Here is a 14,247-nt window from a genome sequence, read left to right on the forward strand (position 1 = left end):
ACAGTTACCGACTTGTGAACTGGTTTGTCAACTGTCAGTGACTGTCATTAGTCTCGCGCGTATGACTAGTCAGACCACTGTCGACAAGACGGGACCGGGGGACAAGGCGCCAGTCGTCCCGTCGGACCCGACGACGAACCAGGGCCGGGGCCTGCGCGGCCATCCCTGGTTCACCCTCCTCACCGTGGCCGTCGGCGTGATGATGGTCGCCCTCGACGGCACCATCGTGGCGATCGCCAACCCGGTCATCGCGGACGACCTGAAGGCGAGTTTCGCCGAGGTCCAGTGGATCACCAACGCGTACTTCCTCGCGCTGGCGGTCACGCTCATCACCGCGGGCAAGCTGGGCGACCGCTTCGGCCACCGCCAGACCTTCCTCATCGGCGTGGTCGGCTTCGCCGCCGCCTCCGGAGCCATCGGCCTGTCCGACTCGGTCGCCTTCGTCGTGGTCTTCCGGGTATTCCAGGGCCTGTTCGGCGCGCTGCTGATGCCGGCCGCACTCGGCCTGCTCCGTGCCACCTTCCCCGCCGAGAAGCTGAACATGGCGATCGGCATCTGGGGCATGGTCATCGGCGCCTCCACCGCGGGCGGCCCGATCCTCGGCGGCTTCCTCGTGGAGAACGTCAGCTGGCAGTCGGTGTTCTGGATCAACGTCCCCGTCGGCGTCCTCGCCGTGGCGCTGGGCGCCTGGATCCTGCTGGACCACCGTGCCGAGAACGCCCCGCGCTCCTTCGACATCCTGGGCATAGCCCTGTTGTCCGGGGCCATGTTCTGCCTGGTCTGGGCGCTCATCAAGGCCCCCACGTGGGGTTGGGGCGACGGCCTGACGTGGACCTTCGTCGTCGCGTCCGTCGCCGGCTTCGGCTTCTTCGCCCTCTGGGAGACGAAGGTCAAGGAGCCGCTGATCCCGCTGGGCCTCTTCCGTTCCGTCCCCCTGTCCGCTGGTGTCGTCCTGATGGTCCTGATGGCCATCGCCTTCATGGGCGGCCTGTTCTTCGTGACCTTCTACCTCCAGAACGTGCACGGGATGAGCCCCATCGACGCGGGTCTGCACCTTCTCCCGCTCACCGGCATGATGATCGTCGGCTCGCCGCTGGCGGGCGCGATCATCACCAAGGCCGGACCGCGCATCCCGCTGGCCGGCGGCATGGCTCTCACCGCGATCGCCATGTACGGCATGTCGACGCTGGAGACCGACACCGGCAGCGCCGTGATGTCCCTCTGGTTCGCGCTCCTCGGTCTCGGCCTCGCCCCGGTCATGGTCGGCGCCACCGAGGTCATCGTCGGCAACGCGCCCCTGGAGCTGTCCGGTGTCGCCGGCGGCCTCCAGCAGGCCGCGATGCAGATCGGCGGCAGCCTCGGTACGGCCGTGCTGGGTGCGGTGATGGCCTCCAAGGTCGACGGTGACCTGCCGGGCAACTGGACGGACGCCGGGCTCCCGCCGCTCACCGAGGCCCAGCTCGGCCAGGCCTCCGAGGCCGTCCAGGTCGGTGTCCCCCCGGTCGCCGAGGGCACCCCGCCGGAGATCGCCGCGAAGATCGCCACGGTCGCGCACGACACGTTCATGTCCGGCATGAGCCTGGCGTCCCTCGTCGCCGCCGGTGTGGCGGCGATCGCCGTCCTCGTGGCGTTCCTGACCAAGCGCGGCGAGAACGTGGAGGCGGGTGCCGGAGCGGCGCACATCTGACAGCTCCGCGGCCGCCTCGCGCGCGGGTTTCCGCCCGGATTCGCCTATCAGGGTGGCAACGCTGAAGATCGCTTCCACCCGGTACGCGCCGCAGGTGACAGTGGGTCAAGTCCTCCGCACGGCATGGTCGTTGGCGGCGGAGCGACCCGGGGGTCTGCGGCGCGCTGCCGGAGGGGGGCGGCGCGCGCAGACAGTTCCGCCGACTCTCCCCGGTTTCAACCACGCCGGACGGGTACTCGCCGTTCTGTACGCGAACTGACCGCGAGGTTCAGGGAGTTGTTGACGATGGCGGGCTTTGGGCAGGGTACGCGCAGGCACCCCCGATCACGTGGCCGGACGTGGTCACGGAGCGGGCCGGATCGCGCGACCCTCGGGATCATCGGAGTCATCTGCGCGATCGCGGGATTCTTCGTCCTGGGCATCATTCTCGGCCCGGTGGCGATCGTCTGCGGCTGGCTGGCCATGAACCGCACCTGGTCCGGCGCCCGCCCCGTTCCCGCGATCATCGCGGTCGTTCTGGGTGCCATCGACACCGTCCTGGCCATCATCTGGCTGGCGGGCACGGCCACGCCGGGCGCAGGTTTCTTCTGACCCGGTCGGAGTGAGGAAAAGGGCAGGGGCTCTCGGCAGCGGCCGAGGGCCCCTTTTCCGGATAGCCGCGGTGGAGGTTCTCAGGGGCGCGGGGAACTGCGCGACCAGCCACGAAGCACCCGCACCCGCACCTGCACCCGCACCCGCACCCGCGAACGCACCCGCACCCGCACCCGCGAACGCACGGTGGACCCGCAATCATCGGCGCTGCTTCTCCATGGCCGCCCCCGGCGCGGCCCGCAACGCCGAGACCTCCGCCCGCAACAGCCGGACCTCCTCCGCCAGCTCCACTATCGCCGCCGTCTGACGCCGCTCCTCCGCGTCGTCCTTCTCGAACCGCGATATGAACCACGCCGCGATGTTCGCCGTCACCACACCCAGCAGCGCGATCCCCGACAGCATCAGCCCGACCGCCAGCACCCGCCCCAGCCCGGTGGTCGGCGCATGGTCCCCGTACCCCACCGTCGTCATCGTCGTGAACGACCACCACACCGCGTCGTCCAACGTGTCGATGTTCCCGCCGGGGGCATCCCGCTCCACGGACAGCACCGCCAGCGACCCGAACATCAACAGCCCGACGACCGCCCCGCCGACATACGTCGTGAGCCGTATCTGCGAGGCCATCCGCGCCCGCTGCCCCGCCAGCAGCAACGTCGCCACGACCCGCAGCAGCCGCAGCGGCTGGATCATCGGCAGCAGCACGGCCGCCAGGTCCAGCCACCGGGTCCGCACGAACTCCCGGCGCCGCTCGGTGAGCGCCAGCCGGACGACGTAGTCGAGCGCGAACGCGGCCCACACCCCCCACTCGGCGGCTTCGCACCACCACTCCACCTGGTCGCTAGCGTCCGGCCGGACGATCGGCACGGCGTACGCGACGGCGAAGACCAGGGCCAGGCCGAACAGTGGCCGCTGTGTGTGCTGTTCCCAACGGAGCTGTGCCGAGGCGGTTCGCTGCTTCATGGCCGCATCGTAGAAAACATGCAAGGGGTGGTGAACCCATCGGTTCACCACCCCTGGACACCGCAGACCGTGTTGTACGGCTCAGCCGGGCGCAGCGGCTACGCGTCGCCGCCCGCGGCGCCCGGGTCGGCCGCCGCCACGTCGAGCAGCTGGTAGCGGTCGATGGCCTGCTTGAGCACCGAACGGTCGACCTTGCCCTCGCGTGCCAGCTCGGTCAGCACCGCGACCACGATCGACTGCGCGTCGATGTGGAAGAAGCGCCGGGCCGCACCCCGGGTGTCCGCGAAGCCGAAGCCGTCCGCGCCCAGCGACTGGTACGTGCCGGGCACCCACCGCGAGATCTGGTCCGGCACCGACCGCATCCAGTCGGAGACGGCCACGAACGGCCCCTCGGCGCCGCTCAGCTTCTTCGTCACGTACGGCACGCGCTGCTCCTCCTCGGGGTGCAGCAGGTTGTGCCGCTCCACCTCGACGGCCTCGCGGCGCAGCTCGTTCCAGGAGGTCGCCGACCAGACGTCCGCCTTCACGTTCCAGTCGGCGGCCAGGATCCGCTGCGCCTCGATCGCCCACGGCACCGCGACACCGGAGGCGATGATCTGCCCCGGGATCGAGCCCGACTCGCCGGCCTTGACGCGATGGATGCCCTTGAGGATGCCGTCCACGTCCACGTCCGCCGGCTCGGCCGGGTGCTGGATCGGCTCGTTGTAGACGGTGAGGTAGTAGAAGACGTCCTCGCCCGGCTTGCCGTCCGCGGTCTCGCCGTACATCCGGCGCAGACCGTCCTTCACGATGTACGCGATCTCGTACCCGTACGCCGGGTCGTACGCGACACAGCCCGGGTTCGTCGAGGCGAGCAGCTGCGAGTGCCCGTCCGCGTGCTGCAGACCCTCACCGGTCAGCGTCGTACGGCCGGCGGTCGCGCCCAGGACGAAGCCGCGCGCCAGCTGGTCGGCCATCTGCCAGAACTGGTCGCCGGTGCGCTGGAAACCGAACATCGAGTAGAAGACGTAGACCGGGATGAGCGGCTCGCCGTGCGTGGCGTACGCCGAACCGGCCGCGATCAGCGAGGCCGTACAGCCGGCCTCGGAGATGCCGTCGTGCAGCATCTGCCCCGTCGGCGACTCCTTGTAGGCGAGCAGCAGATCGCGGTCGACCGCCTCGTACTGCTGGCCCAGCGGGTTGTAGATCTTCGCGCTCGGGAAGAACGAGTCCATACCGAAGGTGCGGTACTCGTCGGGCGCGATCAGTACGAACCGCTTGCCGATCTCCTTGTCCCGCATGAGGTCCTTCAGCAGTCGTACGAACGCCATGGTGGTGGCGATGGACTGCTGACCGGAACCCTTCTTCACACTCGCGTACGTCTTGTCCTCGGGCAGGGGCAGAGGCTTCGCACGCACGACCCGCGTCGGGACGTACCCGCCGAGGCCCTTGCGGCGGTCGTGCATGTACTGGATCTCCTCCGAGTCCCGCCCCGGGTGGTAGTACGGCGGTGCGCCGGACTCCAGCTCCTTGTCGGAGATGGGCAGGTGGAGGCGGTCGCGGAAGCCCTTGAGGTCGGCGACCGTCAGCTTCTTCATCTGGTGCGTGGCGTTGCGGCCCTCGAAGTTCGGGCCCAGCGTCCAGCCCTTGACCGTCTTCGCCAGGATGACCGTCGGCTGGCCCTTGTGCTCGTGGGCGGCCTTGTACGCCGCGTAGATCTTCCGGTGGTCGTGACCGCCGCGGCCCAGGTGCAGGATCTGGTCGTCGGTCATGTTCTGGACCATCGCGCGCAGCCGCTGGTCGTCACCGAAGAAGTGGTCGCGGATGTACGCGCCGGTCTCGGTGGCGTACGTCTGGTACTGGCCGTCCGGAGTGGTGTTCATCCGGTTGACCAGCACACCGTCGCGGTCCTGTGCGAGCAGCGGGTCCCAGGAGCGGTCCCAGACCAGCTTGATCACGTTCCAGCCGGCGCCGCGGAACTGCGACTCCAGCTCCTGGATGATCTTGCCGTTGCCGCGCACCGGCCCGTCGAGGCGCTGGAGGTTGCAGTTGACGACGAACGTGAGGTTGTCCAGGCCCTCGCGCGCGGCGATCGACAGCTGGCCGAGCGACTCCGGCTCGTCCATCTCGCCGTCGCCGAGGAACGCCCAGACATGGGACTTGGAGGTGTCCGCGATACCGCGTGCCTCCATGTACCGGTTCATCCGCGCCTGGAAGATCGCGCCCAGCGGGCCGAGGCCCATGGACACGGTCGGGAACTCCCAGAAGTCCGGCATCAGCCGCGGGTGCGGGTAGCTCGACAGGCCGTACGGCGCCTTCGACTTCTCCTGGCGGAAGGCGTCCAGCTGCTGGTCGTCGAGCCGGTCCAGCATGTACGCGCGGGCGTAGATGCCGGGGGAGGCGTGGCCCTGGAAGAAGATCTGGTCGCCGCCGTCGCCCTCCTCCTTGCCGCGGAAGAAGTGGTTGAAGCCCACGTCGTAGAGGGAGGCGGAGGAGGCGAAGGTCGCGATGTGGCCACCGACGCCGATGCCGGGCCGCTGGGCGCGCGACACCATCACGGCGGCGTTCCACCGGGTCGCGTTGAGGATCTTCCGCTCGATCTCCTCGTTGCCCGGGAAGAACGGCTCGGCCTTGGTCGGGATGGTGTTGACGTAGTCCGTGCTGCGCATCTCGGGCACGGCCACGCGCTTCTCACGGGCCCGCTCGATGAGCCGTAGCATCAGGTAGCGCGCGCGCTCACGGCCGCGCTCGTCCACGGCGGCGTCGAGCGAGTCGAGCCACTCCTGGGTCTCCTCGGGATCGAAGTCAGGGACCTGACTCGGAAGGCCGCCAATGATGATCGGATTGCGATCGGATCCGGAAGCCACGCTGTTCCTTAGCTGTCAGAGGGCCGCTCTTCAGGGGTTCTTCATGGGCGTTCACTAGGTGCCTGCACCGCCCCCATCGTGTACCTCGGGGACGCAAACGTCATCTCTACCGAGAGGTAACCAGGGCGCTTTCGTGCTCGACAAAGGTAGTAGAGGTATTCGATGCTCGTACCCCCGGATGGTTGCCGAATGCGCAAAACGGGCAGAACGGTGTGGCGTGTGTCACGTGAGGCTGAGAATCCGCGCAGAGAGTTGCGGTGACACGGCCCGGATCGTCACCGTTTCGGCGGTCTGGAAGGCTGGGTACTTGCGCGATCGGTCCCGCCCGTGTGGACTACGGCCAATGCTTCGCGCACGCGCGTGGCTGATTCCCCAGGGGGCGACCCCACCCGAACATGATCAGGAGGCAACCCGTGAGCGCGACCGCGGACCACGCGGAGGAGCGGACGAACCCTGCCGCAAGGCTGGGGTTCCAGCCCGAGCAGGTGGTCCAGGAGATCGGCTACGACGACGATGTCGACCAGGAGCTCCGCGAGTCCATCGAAGAAGTCGTAGGCAGTGAGCTCGTCGACGAGGACTACGACGACGTGGCCGATGCCGTCGTGCTGTGGTTCCGAGACGACGACGGCGACCTGACCGACGTACTGGTGGACGCCACCACGTACATCGAGGAGGGTGGCTCGATCCTGCTGCTGACGCCCAAGACAGGGCGGGACGGCTATGTGGAGCCCAGCGACATCTCCGAAGCCGCGACGACCGCGGGACTGTCCGCGTCGAAGAGCGTCAGCGTCGGCAAGGACTGGAGTGGGAGCCGGTTGGTGACGCCGAAGGCAGCGAAGTCGAAGAAGTGACGTGACCCGCGCCCCTGGAGAGAGGGCCCCTCAGGGGCCACCCCTCCAGGGGCGCGACGTTTCCCCTGCGTAGGCTGGGCCACCCGAACGGTCCATGAAGGGACTCAGGAACATCATGGCGATCCAGGTCGGCGACAAGGCTCCCGACTTCGAGCTCAGGGACAACCACGGGGCCACCGTGCGCCTCGCGGACTTCCGGGGCGAGAAGAACGTGGTGGTGCTCTTCTACCCGTTCGCGTTCACCGGGGTCTGCACCGGGGAACTGTGCGAGCTGCGGGACAACCTGCCGAAGTTCGGACACGACGACGTGCAGCTGCTGGCCGTGTCCAACGACTCGATCCACACGCTGCGGGTCTTCGCCGAGCAGGAGAACCTGGAGTACCCGCTGCTGTCGGACTTCTGGCCGCACGGCGAGGTCTCCCGGGCGTACGGCGTGTTCGACGCGGACAAGGGCTGCGCGGTGCGCGGCACGTTCATCGTCGACAAGGAGGGCGTCGTCCGCTGGTCGGTGGTCAACGCCCTGCCGGACGCCCGCGACCTGAACGAGTACCTCGCCGCCCTGGACACCCTGTGATTCCCGGGTTCCCGGCCCTGCAGGGAACGGGAACCCGTCACTAGGATCGACACGTTGATCCGACACCAACGCACGACGGGGCTCCCCGCCCCTGAAACCAAACGGAGGACTTCGTGGGAGTCAGCCTCAGCAAGGGCGGCAATGTATCGCTGACCAAGGAGGCGCCGGGCCTGACCGCGGTCATCGTGGGTCTGGGGTGGGACATCCGCACCACTACCGGCACCGACTTCGACCTGGACGCCAGCGCCCTGTTGCTGGACTCGTCGGGCAAGGTCAGCAGCGACGCCAACTTCATCTTCTTCAACAACCTGAAGAGCCCGGACGGCTCGGTCGAGCACACCGGCGACAACCTCACCGGTGAGGGCGAGGGCGACGACGAGCAGATCAAGGTCAACCTCGCGGGCGTCCCGGCCGAGATCGAGAAGATCGTCTTCCCGGTCTCGATCTACGACGCCGAGAACCGCCAGCAGTCCTTCGGCCAGGTCCGCAACGCGTTCATCCGCGTGGTGAACCAGGCCGGCGAGGCGGAGCTCGCCCGCTACGACCTGTCCGAGGACGCCTCCACCGAGACCGCCATGGTCTTCGGCGAGCTGTACCGGCACGGCGCCGAGTGGAAGTTCCGCGCCATCGGCCAGGGCTACGCCTCGGGTCTGCGCGGCATTGCCCAGGACTTCGGTGTGAACGTCTGAGCCACGGGGGAGGACCCCCCTGGACCTGCCGACTCACCACGTCCGGCGCCGCCGTCGTCACCGACCGCGGCGCCGGACGCGCTCGTACGACGCGGGCGGCCGCCCGCGCGTACGACCACAACTGAACAGTTGAGCAACTGAAGCTCGAAAATCGGGGAGGACCAGCACCATGGGCGTCACACTCGCCAAGGGAGGAAATGTCTCCCTCTCCAAGGCCGCGCCGAACCTCACTCAAGTGTTGGTCGGGCTCGGCTGGGACGTCCGGACCACCACCGGAGCCCCTTTCGACCTCGACGCCAGCGCACTGCTGTGTCAGGGCGGCCGGGTGCTGGGGGACGAGTGGTTCGTCTTCTACAACAACCTCACGAGCCCCGACGGCTCGGTCGAGCACACCGGCGACAACCTCACCGGCGAGGGCGACGGCGACGACGAGTCGCTGATCATCGACCTCTCCCGGGTGCCGGCCACCGTCGACAAGATCGTCTTTCCGGTCTCCATCCATGACGCAGAGAACCGCGGCCAGGCCTTCGGCCAGGTCAGCAACGCCTTCATCCGTGTCGTCAACCAGGCGGACGGCCAGGAACTCGCCCGTTACGACCTCTCCGAGGACGCCTCCACCGAGACCGCGATGATCTTCGGCGAGGTCTACCGCTACGGCGGCGAGTGGAAGTTCCGAGCGGTGGGACAGGGGTACGCGTCCGGGCTTCGAGGCATCGCGCTCGACTTCGGTGTGAACGTCTCGTAGCGCTATATGCGCAAAAGCCGGGGCCGTGTGGGGTGCGAGGGGTACCCGACTAGACTCGGGTTCAAAAATTGGTAAAGCCGCGCGCGGCGCGGGGGAACCCCGTACACACACGATTGGGTAGCCAGTGGTTCTGAAAACCTTCGGCTGGTCGTTCGCGGTCACCGCGCTCGGCTTGGTCGCTGCGGTTCTCTACGGCGGATGGGCGGCGTTCGGCGTCGTCGCCATCCTGTCCGTCCTGGAGATCTCGCTGTCGTTCGACAACGCGGTGGTCAACGCCGGCATCCTGAAGAAGATGAATGCCTTCTGGCAGAAGATCTTCCTCACCGTCGGCATCCTGATCGCCGTCTTCGGTATGCGGCTGGTCTTCCCCGTCGTCATCGTCGCCATCAGCGCCAAAGTGAGTCCGATCGAGGCCGTCGACCTGGCGCTCACCGACAAGGACCAGTACCAGCAGTACGTGACCGACGCCCACCCGTCGATCGCGGCCTTCGGCGGTATGTTCCTGCTGATGATCTTCCTGGACTTCATCTTCGAGGACCGGGACATCAAGTGGCTGGGCTGGCTGGAGCGTCCGCTGTCCAAGCTCGGCAAGGTCGACATGCTGTCGGCCTGTATCGCGATGATCGTCCTGCTGGTCACCGCGATGACCTTCGCCACCAACGCCCACCAGCACGGCGGCGTCCATGTCGACAAGGCGCAGACGGTCCTGATCTCCGGACTCGCGGGTCTCATCACCTATCTCATCGTGGGTGGTCTCTCCGGCTTCTTCGAGAACAAGCTGGAGGAGGAAGAGGAGCGCGAGCACGAGGAGGAGGAGGCGGCGGAGCGCGAGGGCAAGCCGCGTTCGGCCGTCGCCCTCGCCGGCAAGGCCGCGTTCTTCATGTTCCTCTACCTGGAGGTCCTGGACGCGTCCTTCTCCTTCGACGGTGTCATCGGCGCCTTCGCCATCACCAACGACATCGTCCTGATGGCGCTGGGCCTCGGCATCGGCGCGATGTACGTCCGGTCGCTGACGGTGTACCTGGTCCGCCAGGGCACCCTCGACGACTACGTCTACCTGGAGCACGGCGCGCACTACGCGATCGGCGCCCTCGCCGCGATCCTCCTCGTCACCATCCAGTACGAGATCAACGAGTTCATCACCGGTTCCATCGGTGTCATCCTGATCGCCTGGTCCTTCTGGTCCTCGGTGCGCCGCAACAAGGCGCTGGAGGCCGAAGAGGGAAAAGCTGACGCCGCCGACAAGGCGGAGGTCTCCTCGGGGGTGTGACCACCCGCGGGGTGAGGGAACGCTCCCAGCGGGGCGGCCGACGAGGACTCGTCCTCGTCGGCCGCCCCGCTGGTGGTTGACGCGACGAAACGGCAGTTGTGGGGCGGGCATGAGTTTCCTGGACAACCTCTGGCGCGGGCGGGCCTCGGAGTTCGACGCGGGCAGCGCGGCGACCAACGCGATCGAGCTGACCAAGCGGCACCAGAAGGTGTCCCTCTCCAAGCAGAACGCCGCGGCGGGCCATCTGCGCGTCAACCTGTCCTGGCGGATGCGGACGTCCGACATCGGCGGACCGAAGCGGCAGAGCGTGCTGCGGCACCCCTTCAAGGCGCTCAGGCCGGAGGAGGTGCAGGCGCACAGCCAGAGCATGGTGAACGTCGACCTCGACCTCGGCTGTCTGTATGAGCTGGCCGACGGGACGAAGGGGGTCGTGCAGCCGCTGGGCGGCTTCCTCGGGGACATCAACGATCCGCCGTACATGCGGCTCAGCGGGGACGACCGGTTCGGGTCGGGATCCGGCGAGACGATGTACATCAACCTGGACCACCGGGACGAGTTCAGGCGGATGCTGGTGTTCGTCTACATCTACGACCAGACGCCGGCTTTCGACCGTACGCACGCGGTCGTGACGTTGTATCCGAGCAACGGTCCGCGGATCGAGATAGGCCTGGACGAGAGGCATCCGCAGGCCCGGTCGTGTGCGGTGGTGATGATCGAGAACGTCAAGGGGGAGATCACCGTGCGCCGGGAGGTGAAGTTCGTCTATGGCTTCCAGGCCGAACTCGACCGGTTGTACGGGTGGGGGCTGCAGTGGGGGCGGGGATACAAGACGAAGGCCGAGCGTTCCTAGCCGCGTCGTGTCCGCGGGTTCGGTGAGGACTGGGCGCGCGGTTCCCCCCGCCCCTCAAGGCGTCTGGCGCCCCGGCCGTAGGCCCTCAGCGGCCGATGAACTGCGGCCCCTGCGGCGGTAGGCGGAAGTTCGGGTCCAGGGCCGCCGCTGTGGGCTGGGGGTAGCCGTACGCCGGGCCGTTGGCGGTGGCGGGGGTCGGCTGGGGGTGCGGGTAGCCGTAGGCCGGCTGGGTGGGCTGTGGTGCGGGGGCCGCGGGCGGGTAGCCGTACGAGGGCTGGGACGGGACGCCGGTCGGGGGCTGCTCGGGCGGCAGCGGGGCCGAGATCTCCGGGGCCGGGGTCTGGACCGTGGCGGTCTGGTCGGCGGTGGACTCGTCGACCGAGATGCCGAAGTCCGTGGCGAGGCCCTCCAGGCCGTTGGTGTAGCCCTCACCCAGGGCGCGGAACTTCCAGCCGCCGCCGCGGCGGTACAGCTCGCCGCAGATGAGGGCGGTCTCCTCGCCGGTCTCGGGCTTGATGTCGAAGTACGCCAGCGGCTCGGCGTCGGTGACCGTGGCGTCGTACAGCAGGATGCGCAGGGACGGCACGCTGTCGAAGGAGACGTCCCCGGCGGAGGCCACGAGGAGAATCTGGCTGACAGCGGACTCGACACCCGCCAGGTCGGTCTGGATCGTGTCGGTGAGGCCTTCGGCCACGCGCTTCTGGCCGAGCCGCCACACCTTGCCCGAGGGGTGGCGCGGCTGGTTGTAGAAGACGAAGTCCTCGTCGGACCGTACGCGGCCGTCGGGACCGAGGAGCAGCGCCGAGGCGTCGACCACCGGGACACCCTGCCCGGGCGCCCAGCGCAGCACGGCGCGGACCGCCGTGGCTTCGATCGGGACGTTCGACCCCTTCAGCATCGCGTGCGTCATGCGGTCATCCTGCCCTCTCGGTCCTGATCACGACAACGCGGGGGCGGGGAACCGCCGGTGAAACAGTCCAGCGCCCGTCATGGCCGGGTTACCAGAACTTCACGCCCGGTGGGAACTGATGTCACACATTTGTACGTACTATTACCGGCCACCATCGGGACCGGCCGCCTAGCAACCACGGGGGAATCACATGCGTCATTTCGGGCACGTCGCCCCTGCGGAGCGTCAGCGTCTCTTCTACCGGGAGCCGGGAGTCTTCGACGCGGACTCACCGGCCCGCGTGCTTGCCGCCGCGCTGGGTGCCACGCTCTACAGCCCGGCGACCCGGGAGCGGCTGGCCGACGACATCGTCAAGCAGGCCGGGCGTGGCGTGGTCTCCATGGTGCTGTGCCTGGAGGACTCCATCGACGACTCGGAGGTCGTGGGCGCCGAGGAGAACCTCGTCCGGCAGTTCGCCGACCTCGCCGGGCGGCCGGACGCCGAGCTTCCGCTGCTGTTCATCAGGGTCCGCTTCCCCGAGCAGATACCCGACCTGGTCAGCCGATTCGGCCCGGCCGTACGGTTGCTGTCCGGGTTCGTGTTCCCGAAGTTCACCGAGGAGCGGGGCGTCGCGTTCCTGGAGGCGCTCACCGCCGCCGAGGCCACGAGCGGGCGGCGGCTGTTCGGGATGCCGGTGCTCGAATCGCCCGAGCTGATGTACAGGGAGACGCGCGTAGAGGCGCTCCAGGGCATCGCCCACACCGTCGACAAGTACCGTGACCGGGTCCTCGCGCTGCGCCTCGGCGTCACCGACTTCTGCTCCTCCTACGCCCTGCGCCGGCCGCCCGACATGACCGCGTACGACGTCCAGATCGTCGCCTCCGTGATCGCGGACGTGGTGAACGTGCTGGGGCGCGCCGACGGCACCGGGTTCACCGTGACCGGGCCGGTGTGGGAGTACTTCCGGGTCCAGGAGCGCATGTTCAAGCCACAGCTGCGCACGAGCCCCTTCCTGGCGAACCGGGCCGGACAGTTGCGCGAGTCGCTCATCGAGCACGCGCTGGACGGTCTGCTGCGCGAGATCTCCCTCGACCAGGCCAACGGGCTGCTCGGCAAGACCTGCATCCATCCCTCGCACGTCCTGCCGGTGCACGCGCTGTCCGTGGTCAGCCACGAGGAGTTCAGCGACGCCCAGGACATCGTGCGGCCCGACCGCAACGGGGGTGGGGTACTGCGCTCCGCCTCCCGCAACAAGATGAACGAGGTCAAGCCGCACCGCGCCTGGGCGGAACGGGTTCTGCAGCGCGCCGAGGCGTTCGGGGTGGCCAACGAGGACATCGGGTTCGTGGACCTGCTGGCCGCGGGTCTGCCCGACTGAACCTCCCGCCCAGGACAGATGTGACAGACGTCCGCACTCACGTCGTACCGACTAAGGAATCGATGATTAACGCAGCGAACGACACGACCGGCACGTCCGACCCGTCCGGCGGGGTCTGGTCCGGTGCCTGGGTGGGCGAGCGGCTCGGGGTCGAACTGGTCGGGGACGAGGAACTGGGCGGGCTGCTGGGGCTCGCGCTGCGGCGCAATCCCAAGCGCGCCCATCTGCTGGTGTCGAACGTCCTCGGCAAGCATGTGCCGCAGTCGCCGGCCGTCGTGCACGGGCACGGGTTCGCGCTGGGCCGCCGGGTGCGGGAGCTGCTGGGCGCGGCCGGGGCACGGACCGCCGTCGTCCTCGGATACGCGGAGACGGCCACCGGGCTCGGGCACTCGGTCGCGGACGGGGTGGGCGAGGCGCCCTACCTCCACTCCACCCGGCGCCCGGTCGAGGGCGTCCACCAGGCGGGCGGCTTCGAGGAGTCCCACTCCCACGCGACGTCGCATCTGCTGCTGCCGGAGGACCCCACCCTGCTCGCGGGCCGGGGGCCGCTGGTGCTCGTCGACGACGAGTTCTCCACCGGGAACACGGTCCTCAACACCATCCGCGCGCTGCACGAGCGCTATCCGCGCAAGTGGTACGTCGTCGTGGCGCTGGTCGACATGCGGTCGGCCGCCGACCAGGGGCGGCTGGCCGAGTTCGCCCGGGAGATCGGGGCGCGGGTGGATCTGGTGGCCACGGCGAAGGGGACCGTGCGGCTGCCGGAGGGGGTGCTGGAGAAGGGGCAGGCGCTGGTCGCGGAGTACGAGGCCGCCTCCGCGGGGCCGGCCGGGAAGGGCGGGGCCTCGCAGGTCACCCCCGTCGATCTGGGATGGCCCGCCGGCTTGCCCGACGGGGGGCGGCACGGCTTCACCCCCGCG

At 68.6% G+C, this 14,247-nt stretch carries 13 protein-coding genes; 10 read left to right on the forward strand and 3 right to left on the reverse strand.

The genetic code is table 11. The features are described from left to right. Positions 1-61 precede the first annotated feature (61 nt). A complete protein-coding gene (locus AWZ10_RS19335; protein WP_046706273.1) occupies positions 62-1,687 on the forward strand; it encodes an MFS transporter in 1,626 nt (541 codons plus the stop codon). Positions 1,688-1,972: 285 nt separating this feature from the next. Continuing rightward, a complete protein-coding gene (locus AWZ10_RS19340; RefSeq protein WP_046706272.1) occupies positions 1,973-2,278 on the forward strand; it encodes a hypothetical protein in 306 nt (101 codons plus the stop codon). A 198-nt stretch (positions 2,279-2,476) separates the two neighbouring features. On the opposite strand, the gene AWZ10_RS19345 is transcribed toward AWZ10_RS19340, so the two are convergent. Then, positions 2,477-3,238, reverse strand: a complete 762-nt coding sequence (locus AWZ10_RS19345; RefSeq protein WP_046706271.1) for a potassium channel family protein — start codon at positions 3,236-3,238, stop codon at positions 2,477-2,479. 98 nt (positions 3,239-3,336) lie between these two features. Beyond that, complete coding sequence (aceE, locus tag AWZ10_RS19350; RefSeq protein WP_046706270.1) at positions 3,337-6,084, reverse strand: pyruvate dehydrogenase (acetyl-transferring), homodimeric type; 2,748 nt, start codon at positions 6,082-6,084, stop codon at positions 3,337-3,339. A gap of 413 nt (positions 6,085-6,497) precedes the next feature. On the opposite strand from aceE, the gene AWZ10_RS19355 reads away from it, so the two are divergent. The 6 genes from AWZ10_RS19355 (at position 6,498) to AWZ10_RS19380 (ending at position 11,063) form a co-directional block, all read left to right on the forward strand. Then, positions 6,498-6,935, forward strand: coding sequence for a DUF3052 domain-containing protein (locus AWZ10_RS19355; protein WP_020115348.1), 438 nt, complete (start codon positions 6,498-6,500; stop codon positions 6,933-6,935). 115 nt (positions 6,936-7,050) lie between these two features. Next, positions 7,051-7,509 carry a peroxiredoxin gene (locus tag AWZ10_RS19360; RefSeq protein WP_046706281.1) on the forward strand — a complete coding sequence of 153 codons (459 nt, stop codon included), beginning with the start codon at positions 7,051-7,053 and terminating at the stop codon, positions 7,507-7,509. Positions 7,510-7,622: 113 nt separating this feature from the next. Next, positions 7,623-8,198: a calcium homeostasis/redox stress adaptation protein gene (locus AWZ10_RS19365; RefSeq protein WP_046706269.1), complete on the forward strand. Its 576-nt coding sequence runs from the start codon at positions 7,623-7,625 to the stop codon at positions 8,196-8,198. A 169-nt stretch (positions 8,199-8,367) separates the two neighbouring features. After that, a complete protein-coding gene (locus tag AWZ10_RS19370; protein WP_037704475.1) occupies positions 8,368-8,943 on the forward strand; it encodes a TerD family protein in 576 nt (191 codons plus the stop codon). Between the two features lie 124 nt (positions 8,944-9,067). Then, positions 9,068-10,213 (forward strand): DUF475 domain-containing protein, encoded by a 1,146-nt coding sequence (locus AWZ10_RS19375; protein WP_046706268.1) that lies wholly within the window; start codon positions 9,068-9,070, stop codon positions 10,211-10,213. A 109-nt stretch (positions 10,214-10,322) separates the two neighbouring features. After that, positions 10,323-11,063, forward strand: a complete 741-nt coding sequence (locus AWZ10_RS19380) for a TerD family protein (RefSeq protein WP_046706267.1) — start codon at positions 10,323-10,325, stop codon at positions 11,061-11,063. A gap of 85 nt (positions 11,064-11,148) precedes the next feature. Here the strand turns inward: AWZ10_RS19380 and AWZ10_RS19385 are convergent, their stop codons facing one another. Then, the gene (locus tag AWZ10_RS19385; protein WP_060891675.1) at positions 11,149-11,973 is read right to left on the reverse strand and encodes a TerD family protein; all 825 of its coding nucleotides are present in this window, start codon (positions 11,971-11,973) and stop codon (positions 11,149-11,151) included. A 190-nt stretch (positions 11,974-12,163) separates the two neighbouring features. Here AWZ10_RS19385 and AWZ10_RS19390 point away from each other — a divergent pair, with 190 nt between their 5' ends. Together AWZ10_RS19390 and AWZ10_RS19395 are read left to right on the forward strand one after the other, a co-directional pair. Then, entirely contained in the window at positions 12,164-13,330 is a 1,167-nt protein-coding gene (locus tag AWZ10_RS19390; RefSeq protein WP_037704479.1) for an HpcH/HpaI aldolase/citrate lyase family protein, read from the forward strand. Between the two features lie 62 nt (positions 13,331-13,392). Further along, on the forward strand, positions 13,393-14,247 hold an 855-nt coding region (locus AWZ10_RS19395), incomplete at its 3' end, for a phosphoribosyltransferase domain-containing protein (protein ID WP_208618527.1).

Source organism: Streptomyces europaeiscabiei, from assembly GCF_001550375.1.
GTDB lineage: Bacteria > Actinomycetota > Actinomycetes > Streptomycetales > Streptomycetaceae > Streptomyces > Streptomyces europaeiscabiei.

Coding starts and splice junctions, on each gene's coding strand:
- AWZ10_RS19335 (WP_046706273.1), top strand. CDS start 62: ATGACTAGTCAGACCACTGTCGACAAGACGGGACCGGGGGACAAGGCG.
- AWZ10_RS19340 (WP_046706272.1), top strand. CDS start 1,973: ATGGCGGGCTTTGGGCAGGGTACGCGCAGGCACCCCCGATCACGTGGC.
- AWZ10_RS19345 (WP_046706271.1), bottom strand. CDS start 3,238: ATGAAGCAGCGAACCGCCTCGGCACAGCTCCGTTGGGAACAGCACACA.
- AWZ10_RS19360 (WP_046706281.1), top strand. CDS start 7,051: ATGGCGATCCAGGTCGGCGACAAGGCTCCCGACTTCGAGCTCAGGGAC.
- AWZ10_RS19370 (WP_037704475.1), top strand. CDS start 8,368: ATGGGCGTCACACTCGCCAAGGGAGGAAATGTCTCCCTCTCCAAGGCC.
- AWZ10_RS19380 (WP_046706267.1), top strand. CDS start 10,323: ATGAGTTTCCTGGACAACCTCTGGCGCGGGCGGGCCTCGGAGTTCGAC.
- AWZ10_RS19385 (WP_060891675.1), bottom strand. CDS start 11,973: ATGACGCACGCGATGCTGAAGGGGTCGAACGTCCCGATCGAAGCCACG.
- AWZ10_RS19390 (WP_037704479.1), top strand. CDS start 12,164: ATGCGTCATTTCGGGCACGTCGCCCCTGCGGAGCGTCAGCGTCTCTTC.